Here is a 22,967-nt window from a genome sequence, read left to right as displayed (position 1 = left end):
GCCCAACCATGGGAACCAACCACCGCCGGTGCCATAGCCAGGAATGATGCGCTCCGCGCATCGAAGTGTCTGGGTCGGGCGCTCTGGCGGAACTGGAGCGGATACCACCGCCGGAGCCGCGTCGAGACAAAGATGCATTGTGTAAAGCTGCTGGGCCAGCGGCTGATGGCTCGGGACTTCGACCGCCAGGTCGCGGAGGTCCAGGTGCGCATCGCTATCCTGAATGGCTATACCGCCCTTGGCATCCCCGTCACAAAGGCAGTGGCATAAATCCGTCTGGGGTAAGGGGAAAACCGTCCGTCAGCTGATTTGCGCAACAGAGTCCTACCGCACCTATACGCTCAATGCGATCAAGACCGCGCCGTCCTGCATCCTGCGGCGCGTTCGCTATGACGAGACGCTCGCCCACAGCGAGGACGTGGCCTATTGGCGCGAGGTGTTCCATGTTTTCACACCAATCACCGTCAAGTCGCCTACGCGGCGCGATCTGTATTATCGCCGCGTTTCGGCTGGGTCGCTCAGCCGCAGGCCAGCCACATTTCATGAAAGTGCCACACCCCGTTTCGCGATCCTTGACAGAATCCGCGATGCGATGGTCGACTTTCCCTGCGATGCCCCGCAACGCAAGTTCGACGTCCAGCTGAAAGCGCTGTTGCTGGCGACGCTGGCCAACCTGGAACGGGGTTGACGAGACATGTCTGACGGGGGATCAAACCCCCGTCAGTTGCCTCACACCTCCGGCAGGCCGTCCAGGATCCGGTCGAGCGTGGCGGGCAGGTCGCGGACGCGCACGCCGCAGGCGTCGTGGATCGCGTTCAGCACGCAGGCGCCTGCGCCGCAGATGCCCAGCTCTCCGATGCCCTTGGCCTGCATCGGGTTCGCCCAAGGGTCGCGTTCGTGCACGAAGTTCACCGTCAGCTGCGGCACGTCGGCGTTCACCGGAATGTGGTATTCGCCGAAATCGCCGTTCACCAGACGCCCGTCGCGGGGGTCAAAAATCATCGCCTCGGTCAGGGCCATGCCGATCCCGAAGGTCATGCCGCCCAAGCACTGCGAGCGTGCGGTCTTGGCGTTCAGGATGCGGCCTGCGGCAAAGCTGCCGTGCATCCGGCGCACGCGCACCTCACCGGTGACGCGGTGCACGCCCACTTCCGCAAAGAACGCACCGAACGTCGCCTGACGCACGGCCTCGGACGTCTTGCCGGGCTCGATGACGCCGGTGCTGGTCAGGGGGGCGTCGCCCAGCACCTGCGCCAGCGGCACCTGGCGGTTGGCGGCGGTGGCGATGCCGTCCTTCAGCGTGAGATCGCCTTCGTCGCAGTCGAGTGTCTTCGCGATCTCCTGACGGATGCGCTCGCAGGCGAGAAACACCGACGATCCCGCCGATGACGCGCCCCAGGACCCGCCGGAGCCCGCTGATTCCGGCAGGTCGCTGTCGCCCAGCACGGTGGTGATGCGGTCAGGGGTGACGCCCAGCATCTCGCCTGCGATCTGGGTCAGGATCGCGTAGGTGCCGGTGCCCACGTCGGTCATGTCCGTCTCGATCAGCAACGTCCCGTCCGGGTTCAGCGTGACGCGGGCATGGCTTTCGCCGATCATGTTGACGCGCACGGCGGACGACATGCCCGATCCCACCAGCCAGTCGCCGTCGGTGGTTTTCGTCTTGCGCCCGTCCCAGCCGAACGCCTTCGCGCCGTCGTCAAGGGCGGCTTCCAGCGTGTGCGACGAGAACGGCTTGTCGTCGCTCGGGTCCACCTCGGGGATGTTGCGGCGGCGCAGTTCCACGGGGTCGATGCCGGCGGCGACGGCCAGTTCGTCCATCGCGATCTCGAGCGCGGTCAGACCGACCGCCTCGCCGGGGGCGCGGACCGATCCGGCACAGGTGGCGTTCACGCGCACCAGCTCCAGCCCGATTTCGCGGTTCTTGCCGCGATAGAGGAAGGGCGTCGCCTGCGTCACGGGTTCGGCGTAATCCTCGTCTTCCAGCTGCGACACGCGGGCCACGTGGCCGATGCCGGTCAGCACGCCGTCCGCGTCCGCCGCCAGACGGATCTGCTGCACGGTTTCCGACCGGCGCATCGTCGCCTCTGACACCTGCCTGCGGGTCATGGCGACGCTGACGGGGGCACCCAGATCGCGTGCGGCCAATGCCGCCGCCACCGCCTCCGGCGAAATGCCGAGCTTTCCGCCGAAACCACCACCCACATAGGGCGCCAGCATGTGGACGTCTCGAACGTCGATGCCGAGGCTGTCGGCGATCTCGTTCTTGTTGTACTTCAGCATCTGGGCGGACGCGCGGATCGTCAGCTTGTCGCCGTCCCACCAGGCCACCGCCGCATGGGGCTCCATCGCGGCGGAGGTGTGGCCGGGCGTTGTATAGGTCTGGTCGACGCTGAAGGCCGCATCCTTCATGGCCTTGTCCAGATCGCCCATGCTGGACTGCTCGTCCGGGTCGCGTTCCACCGCGATGTCGTCCGCCGTGGGGTCCGTCACCGCATCGCCGGGCGTCATCTGCAGGACCAGCCGCTGCGCACCGTGGCGGGCCTGCTCGAAGGTCTCGGCAACGACGAGGGCTACGGGCTGGCCGACATAAAAAATCTCGCGGCTGCCCTGCACCGGGGCCTCGTTGGCGGTGCCCTGTGCTGGGTTGCGCAGGAACCTGTCGCCGTGCAGCACGCGGCGCACGCCGGGCAGCGCCAGCACGGCGGCGTCGTGGGTCCCGTCCAGCGTGCCGCGGGGAACCGTGGCGCGCACCAGCACGCCGTGCAGCATCCCCGCCGGGTGATCCTCATGCGCATAGGTCGCGGTGCCCGTGACCTTCAGCGGGCCGTCCGGGCGATCCATCGTGGTGCCGAGGATGCCCTGCGCCATGTCGTCCAGCCGGTTGCGGTGGTCCGGCGCGTCCATCACGTGGTGCGCGTCCATCTTGGTGTGCGTGTTCATGATGCAGCCTTTCCGCACAGATCCGTCAGGGTGGCGATCAGGGTGCGGCGCGTCAGCGGCACCTTGAAGGCGTTGTCTTTCGCAGGTTTCGCATCGGCTAGCAGGATGTCGGCGGCGCGTGCGAACGTCTCCCGCGTGGCGGGCTGGCCCACCAGTGCCGCTTCCGCGTCGGCATCGCGCCACGGTTGCGGGGCGATGCCGCCGAAGGCGATCGACGCCTGCCCGATGCGGTCGCCGTCCATCGCGATGCGTCCCGCCACCGACACCATGGCAAAGGCATAGGAGGCGCGGTCGCGCACCTTGGTATAGCTCTGCACGCCCTGCGCCGGGGCTGGCAGGATCACGGCGGTGATCAGGTCGCCGCGGCGCAGCACCGTCTCGATCTGCGGCGTGTCGCCTGGCAGCAGGTAGAAGTCCGACAGCGGCACATGGCGGGTCTCGCCGGTGGAGGCCTCGATCTCCACCACCGCATCCAGCGCACGCATGGCCACGGCCATGTCGCTGGGGTGCGTGGCGATGCACTGGTCGCTGCCGCCGAGGATGGCATGCAGGCGCGTGGCCCCTTCCATCGCGGCGCAGCCGGTGCCGGGCGCGCGTTTGTTGCACGGCGTGGCGGTGTCGTAGAAGTAGTAGCAGCGCGTGCGCTGCAGCAGGTTGCCGCCCGTCGTCGCCTTGTTGCGCAACTGGCCGGATGCCCCGGCCAGCAGGGCCTGCGACAGCATCGGATAATCGGTGCGCACGGTCATGTGCGCGGCGAGGTCGGCGTTGGTGACCAGCGTCCCGATGCGCAGACCGCCGTCGTCGGTGGCTGCGATTTGCTTCAGGTCCAGACGCGTGATGTCCACGAGCGCATCCGGCGTCATCACCTCGAGCTTCATCAGGTCGAGCAGGTTGGTGCCGCCCGCGATGATGACGGCGCCCTCGGCGGCCTCGGCGCTGGCGTGGCCGGTGTCGGTGGCGCGGATGTAGTCGAAGGACTTCATGCCTTCACCTCGGCCGCGTCGCGGATCGCATCGACGATGTTGGGATAGGCCGCACAGCGGCACAGGTTGCCCGACATCCGCTCGCCGATCTCGGCGTCGGTCAGGTCCATGGCGCCGGTCAGGTTGCCACTGACGTGGCTGGGCCAGCCGTCCTTGACCTCCTGCAGCATCGCTGTCGCGGAACAGATCTGGCCGGGGGTGCAGTAGCCGCACTGGAAGCCGTCGTGCTTGACGAAGGCCGCCTGCAGGGGCGACAGGTTGCCGGGCTGGCCCAGCCCTTCGATCGTGGTGATCTCGTCGCCGTCGTGCATGCAGGCCAGCGTCAGGCAGGCGTTGATCCGTCGCCCGTTCACGATCACCGTGCAGGCGCCGCACTGGCCATGGTCGCAGCCCTTCTTGGTGCCGGTCAGGTCCAGATGGTTGCGCAGGGCATCCAGCAGGCTGGTGCGCGCATCGGCGTCCAGATCGTGAGGGGTGCCGTTGATCGTGAGCCGCGTCTGCATCGGGCCATCCTGTGGTTTGGGAACATCGGTTGTGGGGCAGGGCCCGTGCCCTGCATCGCCGGGCCAACACCCACGGGGCCGATGGGTTCCCCGACCGCCCCCGCGTCAGGCGCCGTACGATGGGGACAGGGGGTCGTGCCCGATGGACAGGGTCCGTGCGGCGCAGCTTGGCCGTGGCCGCATATCGTTGCCACTACAGGGCACCTGAATTGCTTTGCCGCAGGCCGGGGGCGATGTTACGCCACGGCACCCGTCCCGCGTCGCATCAGGATCCACCCATGCTCGACCAGATCGTTCCCTATCAGGCCCGGCTGCGCCCGGACCGCATCGCCATCGCCCTGCCGCAGGCCGAGATCACCTATGCCCGGCTGGCGGACGACATCGCCCGCATGGCGCAGGCGCTGGATGCGGCGGGGGTGGCTGCGGGACAGGTCGTGCTGGTGCGCGACACCCGGCCCTATGTCCACCTGCTGTGCCTGATGGCGCTGCTGCGGATCGGCGCCGCATCCGTGTCAGAGGAGCAGCAGCGCCGCAGCCTGTCGGCGGTCCGCCCCGACCGGGTGCTGACCGAGGCGCCCGCGACCGATGTGGGGGCCACGCCACAGACGGTCACCGATGCGGACTGGCTGCAGGGCGCGCTGCAGGCCCCGGTGGTGGTGCGCGACTGGCCGCACCCGTCCGACACGACGCTGGTGCGGCTGGAACTGACCTCCGGCACCACGGGGGCGGCCAAGGTGCTGGCCCTGGGTCATGGACTGTGTCACGCGCGGCTGCACACGATGGTCCACCTGCCCAATCCGCTGCGCATGCTCACCACCATGGGGCTGGACGTGACGGGCGGCCTGCTGCGCACCATCGCCGTCTGGCAGCGCGGCGGCACCGTCTGCTTTGCCGGCGCGCTCAGCCCCGGTGACGCGCTGCACCAGCTTCGGCCCAACATGCTCATCATGTCGCCGGTGCAGGTCGCGGGCCTGCTTGCGACGCTGCCGGCGGCGTATCCGCGCGATCCGGGGCTGATGATCGCCCTGACCGGGGCGATGATGCCGCAGCGGCTGATCCGGCAGCTCGCGGCGCGCGTCACCGACAATCTGGTCTTCATCTATGGCACGACCGAGGTGTGGATGATCGCGCAGGGCACGCCCGCCATGGCGATGGCCGGGGCTGCGGGTGTGGTCATACCAGGGGCTGCCGTGCGGATCGTGGACGACGCGGGCCAGCCGCTGCCCGCCGGACAGGTGGGTCTGGTCCAGCTGCGCTCGCAAGAGATGGCGCAGGGCTACCGGGACGGGACCGGCGAGGAGGGGGCCACTGGCGACGGGACAACTGGAGACGGGGCCTTCCGCGACGGCTGGTTCCGGCCGGGCGATCTGGGGCATCTGGATGCGCAGGGCCTGCTGTGGGTGTCGGGCCGCGCGGGAGAGATGCTGAACCTCGGCGGTCACAAGGTCGCACCCTTCGTCGTCGAAGAGGCGCTGATGACGCTGGATGCGGTGGCGGATGCCGCCGCCTTCGGCCTGCCGGACGCGCAGGGTCTGACCGCGCTGCACGCGGCCGTGGTGACGCAGGCCGACCCCGCACCCATCGCGGCGGCGTTCCGGCAGACGCTGGCGCTGCCGATCACGCTGCATGTGATGGACCGCATCCCGCGCAATGCGGGCGGCAAGATTGACCGGATGGCCCTGATGGCCCGTCACGGCGGGGCCTGAACGGCCCCTCGCACGGGCTTTGACACGGGCTCTGACACGGGCCGCGACCCGGTGCGGACTGTGGCAGGAACGCCAGACCTTGCAGGGCTGTCACTGCGTCGCAGGGGGTCCGTTCACCTTTTCTTGACGACGTCGTGAACTGGCATCATGACTTCGCGTAAGTTTGCGCCTGACGGGTGTGCCGGATTCGTCCCGGCACACCCGTCATGCGTATGGACCCCGTTTTGAAACAGGATGATTTCCCGATGACTGTTGTGACTGCACCCCGCCGTTCGGCACTTGGCCTTGCCACCCTGCTGGCCGCCACCACCGCCCTGTGCCACCCGGCATTTGCACAAACATTTCAGATTGGATATTTCACTGGCGAAGAGAGCTCGAGCTGGAACGATCAGCTCAACTGGTTCGACGGCGTGATCCCGAACAGTGTCACCGCGGTCGCCAGCTTTGACCGCGACGTCAGTGTCAATCAGACCGCCAACCTCGTGGACAACATCACCGTCAACCGCGTGGACAACGTGGCCGGCGACAACACGATCGGCCTACAAACGCCGACCGCCGTGCTGACCTTCGGCGGCATCGCACCGCGGATCGACGTGGTCACGGGCTCGACACTGACGCTGGATCTGAATACGACCGTCACGGCCTCCCCGCTGACCAAGACCGGCGCCGGCATCCTGGCCCTTGGGGACCGGGACATCTTTAATGATAGCGGTTGGACCCTGACCGGGGCCATGCTGGTGCAGGACGGCACGCTGGACATGGGCAAGCGGTCCGCCATCACCGGGCGCGTCACGGTCGCGCAGGATGCCACGCTGCTGACCAACTTCTTCGAGTTCAACGACACCTTTGCCCGCATCGGATCGCTGGACGGAACCGGCACGCTCGATATCCGTGAAGGCAGCGGTCTCGAGATCGGGTCGGACGGCACGAACGGCACCTTTGGCGGCACCGTCAAAGGCGAGGGCATTATACGCAAAGTGGGCAACGGCAAGCTGACACTGAACGGGGCCAGCACCCTGACCGGCGATTTCTATGTCGATAGCGGCATCCTGTCGGTGGGTAACGACACGGCGGTCGGCGACGGGAACACCCTGTATCTGGGCGAACAGACCTTTTCGCCGACGCGCATCGCCCTTGCAGCGGCCCCCGCGACACCGACGCTCGACCTGCAGGACGGCGTGGACATTGCCAACACCATCGTGATCCGCAGCGCCACGGCGACCATCAGCCAGACCGGCGGCACGGCCACCCTGTCGGGCAACATCTATGAACAGTCCGAAGAGGGAAGCACGCTGGTCAAGACCGGCAGCGGCGAGATTTCCCTGACGGGTGTGGCCAATCTGGACTGGGTGCGTAGCATGCTGATCATTGACGCGCCGATCGAGGATCCGATCCTTGAGGAAGAGACGCCAGACCCCGCCGTGCGCGTGTCGCGGATCGACGTGCAGGACGGTCTGCTGTCGGTCAACACCGTCGTAGGCATGCAGGAGTGGTCCGTCGGGCGTGTGCTCCCGCCTGTGGGCACCACCGTAACGGTCGCCGACGGCGGCACCCTTGGCGGTGCGGGCACGATCATGGGCGATGTGACCGTCCAGTCCGGCGGGCGCCTGGCGCCCGGCAACTCGGTCGGCACCCTGACGGTCGACGGCGACGTCACCTTTGCGGCCGGATCGACCTTCGCGGTCGAACTGGATGCGGACGGCACGTCTGACCTGCTGGCCGTCGGCGGGGCGGCTGCCCTGAATGGCACCGTCGCCCCCACCGACGTTGACGCGGCGGCTGATTATGCCACGCCGAAGACCTACACGATCCTGACTGCCGCCGATGGCGTCACCGGCACCTTCACCGGCGTGACCGAGGATGCGGCACTGGTCGAATATACGCTGGTCCATGGCGAGGCTGACGTGCAGCTGATCCGCACCGTGCTGGTGGCACCCGTCGATCCTGAAACGCCCGTCGATCCTGAAACCCCCGTCGAGCCCGGAACGCCCGGCGTCGTGCCCGACTTCGGCCGCTTTGCCGTGGGCGACAACAACCTCGAACTTGTGCTGGGGCTGAACGGCTTCGGCTTTGCCGCCGACCCGGCGGTGCTGAACAACCTGCTGCCGCTGAACGCCGCCGACCTGAACGCGGCCTATGCGGCCTTGGGCGGGCAGATCCACGCCGAGGTCGAGGGCGCGGTCGGCGGCCAGTCCGCCAGCTTTGCCGGTGCGATGCTGGACCAGCTGGGTGGGGCAGCCCCCGCGACGGCACAGGTCGGCCAGGCGGCGGCCCCCATGATGGGTGGCCTGATGGGGGCCGCCAGCCCGTGGATCAGCCTGCAGGGCCTGCGTTACGACGTGGACGGCGACGGCAACGCCAGCGGCTTCGACAGCCGCAGCACCGCGATCGCGGGCGGCGTGGTGGCACGGCCCGATGCGATGACCACGGTGGGCTTTGCCCTCGGCTATACCGACGCAGAGCTGGACCTGACCGACATCGACCAGAGCGCTGACGCGGACGGGTTCCACATCGGCGCCTTCGGGTCCAGCGGCGCGGGCCGTCTGGAGACGGGTGTCGCCGTGCGCGGCGCGCTGGCCTATGGCCGTCTGAACGTCGAGACGCGGCGCACCATCGCCTTCGGCAACCTGAACCGGACCGCCACCGCCGAGATGGATGCGGACGCCCTGACCATGACCGGCGAGGTCCGCTATCAGCAGGTGCGGCAGACGGCGAACGGCACGCTGGGCCTGTCCCCCTTCGCCCGCATCGACCTGAGCCGCGTCAGCGTCGACGGCTTTGCCGAAACCGGGGCCGGTGGCCTGAACCTGTCGGGTCAGGCGGGCCGCAACGACCGCGCGGCGCTGACGCTGGGCGTGGCGGTGGATACCGACATGGTGCTGGGCAGCGGTCGCACGCTGCAGGTGGCCGCCGACATCGGCGTGCAGCAGGCACTGGCCAACACCTATGGCACGGCTGCGCTGACGCTGGACGGCTCGACCACCGGGTTCGCGGTGCAGGGGGTCGAGGCCGCCCGCACGCGGCTGCTGATCGGGGCCGATGCGACCTATGCGCTGTCCGACAGTCTGGACCTGACCCTGTCCGCCGACGGCAGCTTTGCCGACGGCAGCCGTCAGGGGGCCCTGGGGGCGGCGCTGAACTTCTCGTTCTGAACCACCAGATCCCCTCCGCGATCCCCCGTGCAGATATCGCCTGCGCGGGGGATCGCGGTCCCCGGTTCTTCTGGTTGAAAATATCCCGGGGTTTGGGGCAGCGCCCCAAGGCGTCTGCCTGAAGACGGATCCCCGCGACCTATCGCTGCACCTCGGCCAGATACCTGCGGCCCGAAATCGCGATGCCGTCGGTGATGTCGTTCAGGATCGCATCCCCCAGCACCGGCCCGTCGCGGCGGCGCAGGGCGTCGAGGATCTGGCGGTGCCGGTCCTGCACATAGTATTTCAGCCCCCGTTCCACGACCTGCCGCTGAAACGGCCCCAACTGCAGCCAGATGCTCTCGACCACGGGCAGCACGGTCTGGTGCGGGTTGGCCGCATAGAGCCTGCGGTGGAACGCCTGATTGAGCGCCGTCACCGCGGTCTGGTCGCCAGCCGCCAGCGCCGCATCGAGCTGTCGGTCCAGATCGGCCATCGCGGCGATCACCGCGTCGGAGACGTAAGGCAGGGCGCGGCGGGCCGCATGCACCTCGACCGTCAGGCGCAGGGACAGGATCTCCTCGAACCTGCGGGCGGTCATGGGAGGGATGCACATGCGGCGGTTTTCCAGCACCGCGATGGCATGTTCCGACGACAGGCGGCGCACGGCCTCGCGCACCGGGGTCTGGCTGCAGGACAGCGCCTCGGCCAGCCCGCGCAGGGTCAGCGTCGTGTCGGGGGCGAAGACGCCTGTCATGATCGCCGCGCGCAGGCGCTGATAGACCCCCTCGTGGTCAGAGGTGCCGGGGGGCAGGGCCAGCAGCGGGATGGCGGGGATCGCCTCGGGGTCGGGCGTGGTCTTGACCAGGGTGGCGGAACGGGACTGTGGCATGGGGGCAGGGGTCCGGGCGTCGGTGTCGGGGCTGAGCTGTCGGGGCTGAGGCGGCTCTGGGCGCACCCTAGCGGCCGGCCGCGTTGACACAATCCGTAATATGATCATATTCTGGGATAAGCGACAATTCTCTCGGAAAGCCCCCGCGTCATGGACCAGACCCTGCCCACCCTGCCGCCTCAGAGGGGCCAAAATCCGGGCCAGATGGATCTGGATCATGCCGCCCATCTGGACTGGCTGAACGCCCAGACCGACATCGAGAACATCTTCGCCTGCATCTGCGACCTGAACGGCACCCTGCGCGGCAAGCGGGTGGATGCCAACCAGGCCGCCAAGATCCTCAAGGGATCGATCCGGATGCCGCTGTCGCTGGCGGGCCTCGACATCTGGGGCGAGGACATCGAGGTCAGCGCGCTGGTGTTCGAGACCGGCGATGCGGATGGCATCTGCCAATATACCGGGCGCGGCATCCTGCCGATCAACTGGACCTCGCGGCCCACCGCCCTCATCCCGCTCAGCCTCTACAACGAGGATGGCCGCCCCTTCATGGGCGATCCGCGCCATGCGCTCGACGCCGTCGTGAAACGCTATGCGGACAAGGGGCTGACGCCGGTCGTGGCGACCGAGCTGGAGTTCTACCTCGTCGATCCGACCGAGACGATCCCGCAGCCGCCCCTGTCGCCGGTGACCGGCAAGCGGCTGGACAGCGACGGCGCGCTGTCCTTGGACGAGCTCGAACATTTCGACGAGTTCCTGAACGACGTCTACGAGGCCTGCCACATGCAAGGCATCCCGGCCGACAGCGCCATTTCCGAAAACGGCGCGGGCCAGTTCGAGATCAACATGCGCCATGTGGGCGACGCGCTGCGCGCCGCCGACGATGCGGTGCTGTTCAAGCGGCTGGTGCGTGGCATCGCGCGCAAGCACGGCTTTGCCGCGACCTTCATGGCGAAACCCTACGGCGACCGGGCGGGCAGCGGTTTTCACGTGCACTTCAGCCTCGAGGATGCGGAGGGCCGCAACGTCTTCGACAACGGCGGCGAGGAGGGCACGCCGATCATGATGCATGCGGTGGCGGGTCTGCTGCACACGATGCAGGAAAACGCGCTGGTCTTTGCGCCGCACGAAAACTCGTTCCGCCGCCTGCTGCCCGGCACCCATGCGCCGTCCTCCGTCGCCTGGGGCTACGAGAACCGCACGGTCGCCGTGCGCATTCCCGGCGGCGACAGCCGCGCGCGCAGGATCGAACACCGGGTCGCGGGGGCCGACGCAAATCCCTATCTCGTGCTCGCCTCCATCCTCGGCGGCGCACTTCTGGGGATCGAAGGCGCGTGGGAGCCGACCAAGGCGCTGGTGGGCGACGCCTATGCGCAGGAGAAGGAGCTGGCGCACCTGCCGCTCGACTGGGCGACGGCCATTCAGGCCTTCAAGAACGGCGCGCATATCCAGTCGATCTATGCGCCGCGCCTGCAGCGGATGCTGGTGGACTGCAAGCGGCAGGAACAGCACCGCTTCAACCGCCACGTGACCGAATTCGAATACGACACCTATCTGGAGACGGTGTGATGCCCAAGGATACAACGATCCCACAGCCCCATCCCTATGCGGGCACGGGCGAGCACACCGGCAGCTACTACGCCGCCTCGGCCAATCCGTCGCCAGACCGCCCCGCGCTGCGGGGCGACATCACCGCCGACGTCTGCGTGGTGGGGGCGGGCTATACCGGCCTGTCCACGGCGCTGCATCTGGCGGAAAAGGGCTATTCCGTCGTCATCGTGGAGGGCGCGCGCGTCGGCTGGGGTGCATCGGGGCGCAACGGCGGTCAGATCGTGAACGGGCTGAACGCCAGCCTGCAGACGATTCAAAGGCGGTATGGCCGCGATACCGCCACCTTCGTCGCAGGCCTCGTGCAGGAAGGCGGCGAGATCATCCGCGACCGGGTCGCGACCTATGGCATCCAGTGCGACCTGAAGCCCAACAACGTCTTCGTCGGCCTGACGGCGGCGCACATGAAGGAACTGGAGGTGCGCCAGACCCTGTGGCGCAGCTACGGCATCGACAATCAGGTGATGCTGGACCGCAATCAGTTGCGTGCTCACGTGAAGTCCGACCTCTATGCGGGCGGTCTTCTGGACACCACGGGCGGTCACATGCACCCGCTGAACCTGTGTCTGGGCGAAGCGGCGGCGTTCGAGAGCCTCGGCGGCGTGATCTTTGAGCAGTCGCCGATCCTGTCGGCGGACACGATGCTGGCGCGGCCCGTGGTGCGCACGGCGCAAGGGTCCGTCACCAGCCGCATCCTCGTGCTGTGCGGCAATGCCTATCTGGGCGATGCGGTGCCGGATCTGGAACCCCGGGTGATGCCCGTCAGCACGCAGATGATGGCGACCGCCCCGCTGGACCCCGCGCTCGCCGCCGATCTGATGCCCGGCGACGACTGCATCGAGGATATCCGCTACATCCTCGACTACTACCGGCTGAGTGCCGACAAGCGGATGCTGTTCGGCGGCGGCACCGTCTATGGCGGATCCGACCCCCGCGACATCAAGGCCAAGCTGAAGCGCAACATGGACCGCGTGTTCCCGCAGCTGCGCGACGTGGGCATCGACTACGCCTGGTCGGGCAATTTCGCCCTGTCGTTCAGCCGCGTGCCACAGATGGGCCGTCTGGGCACCGGCACCTATTTCGCGCACGGCTATTCAGGGCATGGCGTCACCGGCAGCCACACCTTCGGCCGCATCCTGTCCGAGGCGATCGACGGCGACCTCACCCGCTTCGACGTGTTCGCGGGCCTGAAATGGTATCCCTTCCCCGGCGGCCGCGCGTTGCGGGTGCCCTATTCGGTGATGGGCAGCTGGTATTACGGCCTGCGCGACAGGCTGGGGCTGTAGGGGGCGGGGCGAGCGACAAAGGCAGGATCGGTCGCCGTCGCGGACGGCCCGATCGCGGACCTGCCTTACGGTCTGCGCAGCCTTTCGGGTGGCGTGGCCGAACGGGATCGCCAGCGCCCCCTGCACCACCCCCGTGCGTTCCGCGCGCGATACAGGCTGTGGATCCACCGCCCGCACGAATTTTGACTGTCGGACCGTCTTGATTCTGTTACACGGGATTCTCTGAAAACACCTGTGTCGTGTCGATCCCGGGCCTGCAGATGAAAAACAAGATGAATGACTGACACCACAGATGCCACCGTCGTGCGGCGCATCATGGTTTTCGGCGCGTCGGGGGCGGGATCGTCCACCCTGGCCCACCGCATGGCGGACCGGACCGGCCTGCCGGCCCATTATATGGACGAGATCAGCTGGCGGCCCGGATACGTCTTTCGCTCGGTGGGGGAGAAGAACCGCATCACCGCGCGGATCTACGCAGAGGACGCATGGATCTTCGAGGGTGATCATTTCGAGAATTGCCATATCCGTGCAGCCCGCGCGGATCTGCTGATCTGGGTGGACATCGCCTATCCCGTCCGCGCCTGGCGGATCGTCAAGCGGTCCTACAGGTTCAGTGGCAAGGTCCGCCCCTTCATGTCGGAAGGCTGCATCGACCGCTTCGGCACGCGCACGCTGGGGCAGCTCTGGCTGGCGTGGCAGCAGCGATCCCATCACCGCAGACAGGTCAAAAATGTGATCGCGCAGTTCGGTCCATCGCGTCCGATCATCCATCTGAAGGATTACCGACAGGTCGAGGCCTTCGTCGTGGCCTGCCGCAGGCCCGAGGGTGCAGGGCCCGGCCTGATCGTCGACGGCGCATGCGTCGTCAAAGGCGATCCCGCACTGCTGGCCTGACGCCTGCGATAACCCGGCAGCCCCATGTCGTCTTCGCCTATCAAGGACATCGACCTGTCGGCTTGCATCCGCGTCGCCGTATTTATAGGGTCCGCGGAAATCACGTGCAGGAGCATTCGTGGACGATGTGACGCCTCTCCTCGGGCAGGTCAGGGACCTGGTCCTGACCTCTCTGCCGCGCATGATGGACCTGCGTTACAACATCACGTGGAAGCCCGATGGCAGCCCCGTGACCGATGCGGACGTGTTTCTGGAGCGCGAGATCGAGGGTCTGCTGCGCGAAGCACTGCCCGGCCTGCGGTTCGTTGGCGAGGAAAGCTGGCAGCCGGACACCGCCTTTGACACGGACTGGGTCGCGGTCCTCGATCCGATCGACGGGACCGAGAACTTCTGTTCCGGCCTCAAGGAATGGGGCACCACCCTGTCGATCTGGCACAAGGGGCAGCATCGCGGCAGCCTGCTGATGATGCCCGAGTTGAACGACGTGGTCATGTCGGGCCACATTCCCCGCGTGCCGCAGTCGCGCATCGTGGGGTTTTCGTCCTCTTATAACGAGGACATTGGACGCGGCATCGCCGAAAACCCGGAATCGCGTATCATGGGATGCGCGGTCTACAACCTGATCAACGTGATCCGCGGATCCTATGCGCGCTTCGTCAATCCGCGGGGGGCCTACAACTGGGATCTTCTGGGTGGCGTCGCCTTGGCGCGCGAGGCGGGCTGCGACGTGATGATCGATGGGAAAGCATATGACGGACAGTTTCTCGAACCGGGTCGGCGCTATCGCGTCGACATACGGCACCGATACGATCTTCATCCTGGGCAAGGGTCCCTCGGCTGATCGCATCCCGTCGGAGGTCTATGCCGGATCGCTCGTCATCGGCATCAACGATGCGGAGCGGATCTATCCCGCCGACGTCACGATCTTTCACGGCGATTGGGTCAAGACCGCGCTGGCCGAGACGGGTGCGCGCGCGCAGCTCTATCTGACGTCCACGGATTTCAGGCCGGCGCAGGGCGAGGTGTTCCGTGCGCCGCACATCTCCTTGGGCCAGGAAAGCGCCGACCTGATGGTCCAGCGCCTGCTGTCGGACGACTTCGCGATCGAGGATGTGCTGTTCATGTCGGCCCTGCAGGTCGCGCGCGAGGTGGCACGCCACCGGGGCCGGCCGCAGCAGGTCTACATGGTGGGCTTCGATTTCCAGCCCGAACTGGGCTATGCGCAGGTGGATGGTGCGCATTACGAGACGGGCGACGACCAGACCCGCGCGATGATGATCGGCATGCAGGAGAACTTCCTGCTCAATGCCCTGTACACGCTGCAGGGATCGGCGCTGAACGTGACCCATGTGGGATCGCGCGCCTATTCGCGCCTGTCGGTCGACGATCTGGTCGAGATGTTCCTGCCGGATGTCCATGACCGTCCCGACCGCACGTCCTGGGCCGTGTCCATCGTGGCCGAGATCACGACCAATCATTTCGGCGATCTGGGGCGTCTGGAACGGATGGTGCGCGCGGCGGCGGCGGCGGGTGCGGATTACGTCAAGGTCCAGAAGCGTGACGTCGAGACGTTCTACACGCGCGAGCAGCTGGACGCGCCCTACCGCTCGCCTTTCGGCACCACCTTCGCCGATTACCGCCACCAGCTGGAGTTGTCGGCGGAGGGGTTCCGCTTTCTCGATGCGCTGTGCAAGCGGCTCGGCATCCAGTGGTTCGCTTCGGTGCTGGACGAGCCGTCCTACCGCTTCGTCATGCAGTTCGCACCGCCGCTGGTGAAGCTGCCGTCGACGATCTCGGAACACACCGACTATCTGTCCCATGTGGCGCAGGATTGCCGCTGCGGAATCGTGCTGTCCACGGGCATGACAGACCGCACCTACGAGAACTGGGTGCTGAAGACCTTCGCGCATGCGCCGCAGCTCTATCTGATGCAGGCGAACTCGGCCTATCCGACGCCGCCGTCGGATGCCAACATCGGCGTGGTCCGCCATTACGACCGGCTGTCCAAGGCCGACCCGCGCATCGTGCCTGCCTATTCCAGCCACGATCCGGGTTGGTTCGGATCGGCCATGGCCGTGGCCGCCGGTGCCCGCATGGTGGAAAAGCACGTGAAGCTCGGCAACACCGACTGGGCGCATTTCGATGCGGTCGCCCTTGATCTGACGACGCCCGCGTTCCGCGACTACGTAGGCAAGGTGCGCGAGGCCGAGGTGATCGTCGGCGCCGAGGAGAAGGCCATCGCCCCGTCGGAACATCACAAGTATCGCCGCACGTCGGCCTGAGGATCGGATTGCCATGACGCAGATGATCGGTTTCATTCCCTGCCGCGCCGGCAGCGAGCGTGTGAAGCACAAGAACACGCGGCCCTTCGCAGGCTACGCCGGCGGCCTGCTGGAGCTGAAGTTGCGGCAGTTGAAAGAGGTGGCGGGGCTGGACCGCATCATCGTGTCGTCGAACGATCAGGCGGTCCTGGACTATGCCGCAGATTTCGCTGCGACCGAGGATCCGCGGGTCGAACCTTTGCCGCGTCCCGATGAATGGGGCAACTCCGCCACGTCGATGGGAGCCTTCATTTCCGACTACATCGCCCATCTGAGTGAGGATGGCGATATCTTCTGGACCCATGTCACGCATCCCTTCACGACCGCCGCCGTCTACGACCGGGCGTTGGCCGCCTATGCGCAGATCCGCGCGGCCGGTCACGACAGTCTGATCAGCGCGACGAAGCTGCAGAAGTTCCTGTGGCGCGACGGCCGCCCGTTCAACTACGACAACAGCATCGAACGCTGGCCGCGCAGTCAGGACATCGTCCCCGTCTTCGACATCAACCATGCGATCTATGCGATGCCGTTTGCCCTGATGCGGGACACGCGCGACCGCATCGGCCACAGGCCGTTCTTCTTCGAGATGGAGGAGGGTGAATCGATGGATATCGACTGGGAGGATCAGTTCATGCTGATGGACGAGATCGCCCGTGCGCGGCGTCAGAACGGACAGTCCCTGCTGTAACAGGATCCGGACCATCTCGTCCCACCGCAGGATGCCAGCATGCGCCCGGACATTCACAGGTGATCAATGGCCATCCATTCTTGCGGCGATGCACGCCGCAGGTCTATCAATCTTGGTCTGAGACGCTAAAGTTTGCAGCAGTCCTGTCGACGTGGCGATGGGTCGGCCTATGCAGACCGCTTTAGATGATACGATATCTGTGACGATGCCAGCGTAAGTACCTTGTCTGGTGATATCGAGTAACTCGTCATCTCGGCATCGGGAAAGATACGGTGGTCGCGCTTGTCCGTATCAGTGACCCAATGCTGGGGAATCATCTCTGTACAGGGTCCGATTAGGAGATTGAGGTTCTTGAAGGAGTCCCTGTTGATCTTGAACAAAGCATGTGAACTGTAGATCAATCCAGGCTTGCTATACAGGACAGACGGGACAACCGTGCCGGACCCGAGTGGGCCGATGAAGTAATGGACTTGTTCGGAGATAGCGCGACACTTTCCATCCAAGTCGAGTTCTGCGATCGACATCAGCTGAGTGTTGCGGGCTTTGCGCATTACCCGCGATCTAATGCCAGAAACGATCTTTTCCTCCCGATCGAAGGTCTTGAGGGTCGCGGCGTTCAGCAGGTGCGGGTGACGGTATCCGGTCATGCCGTTCAGGATGATCCTGACCGGCGTGCGGAGCCCTTCGGTCCACAGCACCAGGCTTCGCAGAAAAGTTTCCTGTTCGAGCCAGCGCCGCTTTTCCAGATCGAGGGTGAAGAAGATGCCGAACGGCTGCGTGGGTTGCAGGCGGAGCGGCGGGGAACCCAAGACGAGGTCGGTACGCCGTCCGTCCCATTCTGGGAACATCGTCTTTTGCCACAAATTGCCATAGGTCCGCCCGCGCGACTGGAAGGCGAACCGGCAGCCCGGGTCCAGACCCAGGCTACCGAGCATCAGATGGGTCAGGCCATCCAGATAGTCGGCGTTGAACCGGATGCGCTTCATCGCGGCCTCGCCAAACAGGGCGCGCAGATGGGGCGCGGTCTGCGCGGTGTCCGGGTCCAGTCCGATTAACTCGCTGTCTTGATTGAGCACATCGACCTGATAGCCCAGATCGGCCACCTGCCGGATCGATGTCAGGGCAAAGCTGCAATCCCCGACCCGCCAGTTGCCATAGGAAAGGGCCAGGCCCGGCGCGGTACGCTGCGGGACCGCGTCGTTGAAAAAACGCGTCGCGATGTGGAAGAACTCGCGCGACGGGCATGTTGCGTCGCCGCGTTCACGGAAATGTCCCGCATAATGATCCATCGACTTCTGAAAGCGCAACACGTCGCCGATCGCGAAATCTGCGCCGATCAGGACGACATGGCCATATCCGTCCAGTGCCACGACATCCAGCCCCGGCTGCGGCAGGTGCAGATGATAAAGGGTCACGTAGCCGCCAAGCGGCACGCATGAGCGTATCTCGAATGTCGTGTCATACATCGCCGCGATGTCGAATCCGTCTGCATGGGACGGCGTCGCGCGGGGCATCTTGCGGATAAGATCGGAGATCTTCAGCTTGCGACTGAAGGCCCAGTAGCGGTTCGCCCCGATGGCCAGGATGCAGGATGCGTTGAACCGCTTGGCCCCGCGACGCCGGTGATCGTAATGCCTGGCGGTGTAGTCGTCGGTGCCCGCGGGCGTCACCGGGTCTTGCGCGGGCAGCGGTGCAAGGTCGCGGCCGGCGAGATCGTCCCTGGCGGTGCGCAGCAGGTCTGCCGTGGGTCCATGGACCAGGCAATGCAGGATAATGGGGTTCCTGTCATAGATCGCGATCGTCAGCGTGTCCTGACCCGTGCGGACCGTGAACAATGCGCGCGACGTCGGCGTCCCGTGGGCGTCAAGGATTCCGACGCCTTGCGCGGTGCTTGCGACCTGACTTTCGTTTCGCGACTGGTTGAGCAGGCTCCAGTTGGTGATCTGTCCGTCATCGGCGGCCTCGAAGCCCTTCAGGAATGTCGTGGCCCGGTACATGAGGGTGTTGCCTGTGGGCATGTTCTGGGGTTGCGTCGGGGCGGGTTGGCCCATCAGGCGGGCGCGCTGAAGTGTTGTCAGGAAGTCGCGACAGTGCTCGAAGAACTTGAGTCGGTCCTTGTCGGGCGGGGGCTGCTCGGTCTTTTTGGCGAAATGGGCCTTGGCCTGTTCAAAGACCTGCAGATAGGCCGGGACTTCCTTGGAATAGCCGCGGAGCATGCGTGAATAGGCATGGCTGGCCGCGTCGAAACGTGTGCGGCAAACCTGCGGGTCGGGATGACAGAAACAGGCAATGACATCCCGAAAGCACTGCGACACGTCGTCGATGTAGATTTTCAGGTCGGGCCACTGTTGCGCCGCGGCGTCGAATTTCTGCGCGAGCGCGGCGTCGTATGCATGGATGTCCATGTCGTCCTCGTGGGTCAGTGGCCGTGCCGGATAACATGATGATTGCCGTGGTTCAATCTAGCGGGGACGTGCCTTGGCGCCGTTGGCGCGCAGGAACAGTGATGGCAGATGCGGCGACCTGCGGTCCGCACCGTCGGCCGTTCGGGTCGTCTCTGAGGCAGGTTGCGGACTCCGGTTTGGTCCAGACCCAGTCCCGGTTGCGGTTTCGTGCCCATGGTGTGCAGACGGCTGTCGAATCCACCGATGATGGGGTAGGACACGGCCGAGTCGCGTCCGTTCCGGCATTTACGGAACGGACGCGTCAGGACGGCCCAAGGAGTGCAGGACGATGACGATGCAGGCTATGGCCGCAACTGCGGACGAGAGCGGGGATGGTGCCATCATCATCCAGCCAGCGATCTGGCCCGAACGGGCCGTCTCGACCCAGGAACTGCCTTATGTCGTGTTGGATGGCGCGGCTGGCCTGTCGCTGGACCTGGGCGGCATCACCTTTGGCGCTGGCGGCACGGCGCGGACGGATACCTATTTCAACCTCTTCAACCTCGGCAAATGGCGCAGGTTCTGTGGCGACATGCCTTTGGGGCTGCAACTGCGGGGGCAGGGTCGGTTCCACCTGACGATCTTCATGGCCGCCGATTTGCAGTTCCAGATGCGGCAGGTGGAAGACAGTCCTTTCGCAGACCGCATCTTTGGCGAGACGGTGACTCTGGACGGGTTGCTGACCGTACCGCTGACCATCGCACAGGTAGACCCGCGATGCGTCCTGTTTTTCGTGATCACGGCGCTGGGTGACGGGCGGTTGGACGACTTCGGCTGGACGACATCCACCCCGCCGCGGCAGCGTCCCGATCTGGTGCTGTCGGTCACGACCTTTCGCCGCGAGGCCGAAGTGATGGCAACCATGGACCGGTTCCGACGGTTCCGGGCTGCATCGCGTCTGCGCGACCATATCCGGATGTTCGTGATCGACAACGGCCGGTCGGTGACGGCTATCGACGGCGACGGAGTCACGCTGTTCGGCAATGCTAACCTCGGCGGTGCAGGTGGCTTTACCCGCGGGCTGCTCGAGGCACAGGCGGCCGGTGCCACCCATTGCCTGTTCATGGACGATGACGCCTCCGTCCACATGGGCGCCGTCACGCGGACCTGGATGATGCTGGCCTACAGCCGAGATCCGAAGCTGGCGGTGGCCGGTGCGATGCTGGACGGCGACAGCCGCTGGCAGATGTGGGAAAATGGCGCGACCTTCCACAGGGGCTGCCGGCCCTTGTATCACCATGCCGACCTGCGCCGCGCCGACACCGTGCTCGCGATGGAGTTTGCGACTACCGATCCGGTGCCGCAGGGCTTCTACGGCGGCTGGTGGTATTTCGCCTTTCCTCTGGCACAGGTGACGTCGCTGCCGTTTCCGTTCTTCGTGCGTGGCGACGACGTCAGTTTCTCGCTGGCGAACGATTTCAGCTTCGTGACGCTGCCCGGCGTGGCCTCCGTCCAGCAGAGCTTCATCGACAAGGCGTCGCCCACCACCTGGTACCTCGACATGCGGAGCCATCTGGCCCACCACCTGAGCCTGAAGGACAAGGACGTCGGTTGGTGGGGTCTGCAACGTATGTTCCTCGGCTTTTATCTGCGTACGGTCCTGCGGTTCCATTACGACAGTCTGTCGGCGGTGAACCTTGCGATCGAGGATGTACTGCGCGGACCGGAGTTCTTTGCCGAAACGGCAGACATGGCGCAGCGTCGCGGCGACCTCAAAGCTCTGACGACGACCGAGGTATGGGCGCCTGTAGTATATGCACCGCAGCTCCGCCGCGGCTGGCTGAACCGGCCGATGCGCATGCTGCTGCTGCTGACGCTGAACGGGCACCTGCTGCCGCTTTCCACATGGCTCGGTACCCGGTTGACCTTGCCGGCCATCAGCCGCGAGGATTTCCGCCTGATGTATGGCGCACGCGAGATCACATTCCTGAACGCGCAGCGCACGGCCAGCTATACGGTGCGCCGGGACCGCAGGCGGTTCTGGCGCGAAAGCCTGCGGCTGCTCCGCAATACCCTGCGGCTGCGGCGCGATTACGACCGGATTGCAACGCAGTGGCGGTCGGCGTATCCGACGCTGACGGGCCGCGCCTTCTGGGCGGATAAGCTGGGCCTGTGAGGATGCGACACACCTGCCCGTGCCAGATCCGTCGGTGGGCGGTGGGCCTGTCGGGGGACAGTCACCCATGAATGTCATAGAGTTATGGGCGATGCTGTCCGAACGGCATGTGATCTGACAGCTGCGTAAATATGTGGATCGCCACGATCCAGCGGCCGTGCTGGACTGGATCCCGCTGCAGGATCTGACGGTCAATAATCCCAAGGATTTCGACATATCGAAGTGTCGTGTCTGGTGCCGTCCGGGCGACCCGGACCAGTTGCACCGGATCAGGTTCGATGGTCTCGCCCGATCGCCGGGGTGTTCGTTCTATTTCTATCGGGTGCCGCACAGGATGAGTTTCAAGCTCAAGGGCCCCGGGCATTGCGTGGTCAATTTTGCCGGTGGATCGGTGGCCATGACCATCCGCATGACCGGCGCTGCCGATCCTGTCATCGGCAGCTGTCTGGCCATCATCAAAGAGCGGATCTCTGCAGGCGGCGTCAGGGCCGTGTTGCTGAACACGGATCTCTTGATCAAGAAGGGCTGTCTCTTTTCCGACGATATCCTGATCCAGGGGGCGAACCAGCATGGGCTGGTCAGTCTGCCGGACAAGACGGTGATCGCGGCCAAGCGCAACCGGGTCGTCGTGGAACAGCGGTCTGGGTCGGGCGACCTGCGACGGTGATGGCCGGTGCGCGGATCGGGGCAGGATCCATTGTCGGACCGTCAGCCGTGGCGGCCAAGACCTATCCCGCGAACTGCGTTATCGTCGGAAATCCCGGAGTCGTCCTGCGTGCGAATACGACCTGGGCCAACAGTCTGTCCGAGATTGCCAAATTGGAAAACGCATTCATCGATGCCGACCTGCGGAAAAGAGCTAAGCCGCCTCGGAAGGTCAAAGGCGTTAAAGCAAAGCTGAAGGCCGGTTTGCCTGCGCTGTGGACCAGGCAGCGTCCAGTGAGCGCACGGTTGGATGCCTTTCGGTATGTGCTTGCAGGGTTTTGCGGTGTCGGTGCGTTCGAATGCATCGCCATACTCCTGCGATGATCGCTGCAGGACAGGCCGATATTAACACTATCAGTGAATCCTTATATGACATAATCATCATTATGCGATATTCATCTGTAAGCGCAAAGTTAGAATGTCCCATATCTGCAAAGTAGAAGTGTCACACTTCCCTGTCGATCAAGCAGGATTGGAGTGTGGCCGTGGGATTAATCATCATGAGCGAACGCGAACTGAACCGCATTGAAGTCCTGAGCCAGGTGACGCGCGGCACCATGACGGCCGTGACCGCTGCCAATGTGCTGGGACTGGGCCGACGACAGGTCCACAGGCTGTTGAAGAATTTTCAGAGCGAAGGTCCAGGTGCGATCCGGCACAAGGCGCGCGGTCGCAGATCCAACAACCGGATCGATCCTGCGATACGCGACTTTGCTGTCCTGTTGGTGCGTGAGAATTACCTGGATTTTG

General features: G+C 65.4%; 18 protein-coding genes and 1 pseudogene. 14 read left to right on the top strand and 5 right to left on the bottom strand.

The features are described from left to right. Together BMX16_RS15530 and BMX16_RS17410 are read left to right on the top strand one after the other, a co-directional pair. Positions 1 to 270: pseudogene (locus BMX16_RS15530) on the top strand (IS5/IS1182 family transposase); the annotation flags it as partial. Then, positions 239 to 688 carry a hypothetical protein gene (locus BMX16_RS17410; protein ID WP_143058069.1) on the top strand — a complete coding sequence of 150 codons (450 nt, stop codon included), beginning with the start codon at positions 239 to 241 and terminating at the stop codon, positions 686 to 688. The pseudogene BMX16_RS15530 and the gene BMX16_RS17410, both read left to right, overlap by 32 nt. Positions 689 to 729: 41 nt before the next feature. Here BMX16_RS17410 and BMX16_RS15525 read toward each other — a convergent pair whose 3' ends face one another. The 3 genes from BMX16_RS15525 to BMX16_RS15515 are packed head-to-tail and all read right to left on the bottom strand — an operon-like array spanning position 730 to position 4,429. Continuing rightward, positions 730 to 2,925 (bottom strand): xanthine dehydrogenase family protein molybdopterin-binding subunit, encoded by a 2,196-nt coding sequence (locus BMX16_RS15525; protein WP_089905465.1) that lies wholly within the window; start codon positions 2,923 to 2,925, stop codon positions 730 to 732. Between the two features lie 14 nt (positions 2,926 to 2,939). After that, the gene (locus BMX16_RS15520) at positions 2,940 to 3,926 is read right to left on the bottom strand and encodes an FAD binding domain-containing protein (RefSeq protein WP_089905463.1); all 987 of its coding nucleotides are present in this window, start codon (positions 3,924 to 3,926) and stop codon (positions 2,940 to 2,942) included. Continuing rightward, positions 3,923 to 4,429, bottom strand: a complete 507-nt coding sequence (locus tag BMX16_RS15515; protein ID WP_089905461.1) for a 2Fe-2S iron-sulfur cluster-binding protein — start codon at positions 4,427 to 4,429, stop codon at positions 3,923 to 3,925. Before BMX16_RS15515 ends, BMX16_RS15520 begins: the two co-directional genes overlap by 4 nt. 278 nt (positions 4,430 to 4,707) lie before the next feature. Here BMX16_RS15515 and BMX16_RS15510 point away from each other — a divergent pair, with 278 nt between their 5' ends. Together BMX16_RS15510 and BMX16_RS15505 are read left to right on the top strand one after the other, a co-directional pair. Next, positions 4,708 to 6,135, top strand: a complete 1,428-nt coding sequence (locus BMX16_RS15510) for a class I adenylate-forming enzyme family protein (RefSeq protein ID WP_177174702.1) — start codon at positions 4,708 to 4,710, stop codon at positions 6,133 to 6,135. 245 nt (positions 6,136 to 6,380) lie between these two features. Next, complete coding sequence (locus BMX16_RS15505; RefSeq protein ID WP_177174701.1) at positions 6,381 to 9,287, top strand: autotransporter family protein; 2,907 nt, start codon at positions 6,381 to 6,383, stop codon at positions 9,285 to 9,287. A 139-nt stretch (positions 9,288 to 9,426) separates the two neighbouring features. Here the strand turns inward: BMX16_RS15505 and BMX16_RS15500 are convergent, their stop codons facing one another. Further along, positions 9,427 to 10,158 (bottom strand): GntR family transcriptional regulator, encoded by a 732-nt coding sequence (locus tag BMX16_RS15500; protein WP_089905454.1) that lies wholly within the window; start codon positions 10,156 to 10,158, stop codon positions 9,427 to 9,429. Positions 10,159 to 10,362: 204 nt separating this feature from the next. On the opposite strand from BMX16_RS15500, the gene BMX16_RS15495 reads away from it, so the two are divergent. The 6 genes from BMX16_RS15495 (at position 10,363) to BMX16_RS15470 (ending at position 16,952) form a co-directional block, all read left to right on the top strand. Next, complete coding sequence (locus BMX16_RS15495; RefSeq protein WP_089905451.1) at positions 10,363 to 11,724, top strand: glutamine synthetase family protein; 1,362 nt, start codon at positions 10,363 to 10,365, stop codon at positions 11,722 to 11,724. Continuing rightward, positions 11,724 to 13,049 (top strand): NAD(P)/FAD-dependent oxidoreductase, encoded by a 1,326-nt coding sequence (locus BMX16_RS15490; RefSeq protein WP_089905449.1) that lies wholly within the window; start codon positions 11,724 to 11,726, stop codon positions 13,047 to 13,049. The genes BMX16_RS15495 and BMX16_RS15490 overlap by 1 nt, the downstream gene beginning before the upstream one ends. A gap of 276 nt (positions 13,050 to 13,325) precedes the next feature. Continuing rightward, positions 13,326 to 13,943, top strand: coding sequence for a P-loop NTPase family protein (locus tag BMX16_RS15485; RefSeq protein WP_089905447.1), 618 nt, complete (start codon positions 13,326 to 13,328; stop codon positions 13,941 to 13,943). 118 nt (positions 13,944 to 14,061) lie between these two features. Continuing rightward, entirely contained in the window at positions 14,062 to 14,784 is a 723-nt protein-coding gene (locus tag BMX16_RS15480; protein ID WP_089905445.1) for an inositol monophosphatase family protein, read from the top strand. Then, positions 14,693 to 16,225 carry an N-acetylneuraminate synthase family protein gene (locus tag BMX16_RS15475; protein ID WP_177174700.1) on the top strand — a complete coding sequence of 511 codons (1,533 nt, stop codon included), beginning with the start codon at positions 14,693 to 14,695 and terminating at the stop codon, positions 16,223 to 16,225. The genes BMX16_RS15480 and BMX16_RS15475 overlap by 92 nt, the downstream gene beginning before the upstream one ends. 13 nt (positions 16,226 to 16,238) lie before the next feature. Beyond that, positions 16,239 to 16,952: an acylneuraminate cytidylyltransferase family protein gene (locus BMX16_RS15470; RefSeq protein ID WP_089905441.1), complete on the top strand. Its 714-nt coding sequence runs from the start codon at positions 16,239 to 16,241 to the stop codon at positions 16,950 to 16,952. Positions 16,953 to 17,119: 167 nt separating this feature from the next. Here the strand turns inward: BMX16_RS15470 and BMX16_RS15465 are convergent, their stop codons facing one another. Then, on the bottom strand, positions 17,120 to 19,357 hold the full coding sequence (locus BMX16_RS15465) for a hypothetical protein (protein ID WP_089905439.1): 2,238 nt from the start codon (positions 19,355 to 19,357) through the stop codon (positions 17,120 to 17,122). Between the two features lie 328 nt (positions 19,358 to 19,685). Here BMX16_RS15465 and BMX16_RS15460 point away from each other — a divergent pair, with 328 nt between their 5' ends. The 4 genes from BMX16_RS15460 to BMX16_RS15450 all read left to right on the top strand — a co-directional run. Then, on the top strand, positions 19,686 to 21,512 hold the full coding sequence (locus tag BMX16_RS15460) for a hypothetical protein (protein ID WP_089905437.1): 1,827 nt from the start codon (positions 19,686 to 19,688) through the stop codon (positions 21,510 to 21,512). Positions 21,513 to 21,909: 397 nt separating this feature from the next. After that, complete coding sequence (locus BMX16_RS17405) at positions 21,910 to 22,179, top strand: hypothetical protein (protein WP_143058068.1); 270 nt, start codon at positions 21,910 to 21,912, stop codon at positions 22,177 to 22,179. 47 nt (positions 22,180 to 22,226) lie between these two features. Then, a complete protein-coding gene (locus tag BMX16_RS17400) occupies positions 22,227 to 22,541 on the top strand; it encodes a hypothetical protein (protein ID WP_143058067.1) in 315 nt (104 codons plus the stop codon). Between the two features lie 176 nt (positions 22,542 to 22,717). Further along, positions 22,718 to 22,967, top strand: a 250-nt coding sequence (locus BMX16_RS15450) for a helix-turn-helix domain-containing protein (RefSeq protein ID WP_143058066.1), incomplete at its 3' end; no start/stop codon positions are given.

The sequence above is a fragment of the Loktanella fryxellensis genome, assembly GCF_900110065.1.
In the GTDB taxonomy this organism is placed as follows: domain Bacteria; phylum Pseudomonadota; class Alphaproteobacteria; order Rhodobacterales; family Rhodobacteraceae; genus Loktanella; species Loktanella fryxellensis.
This window is presented reverse-complemented; position numbering and strand designations above follow the sequence as displayed.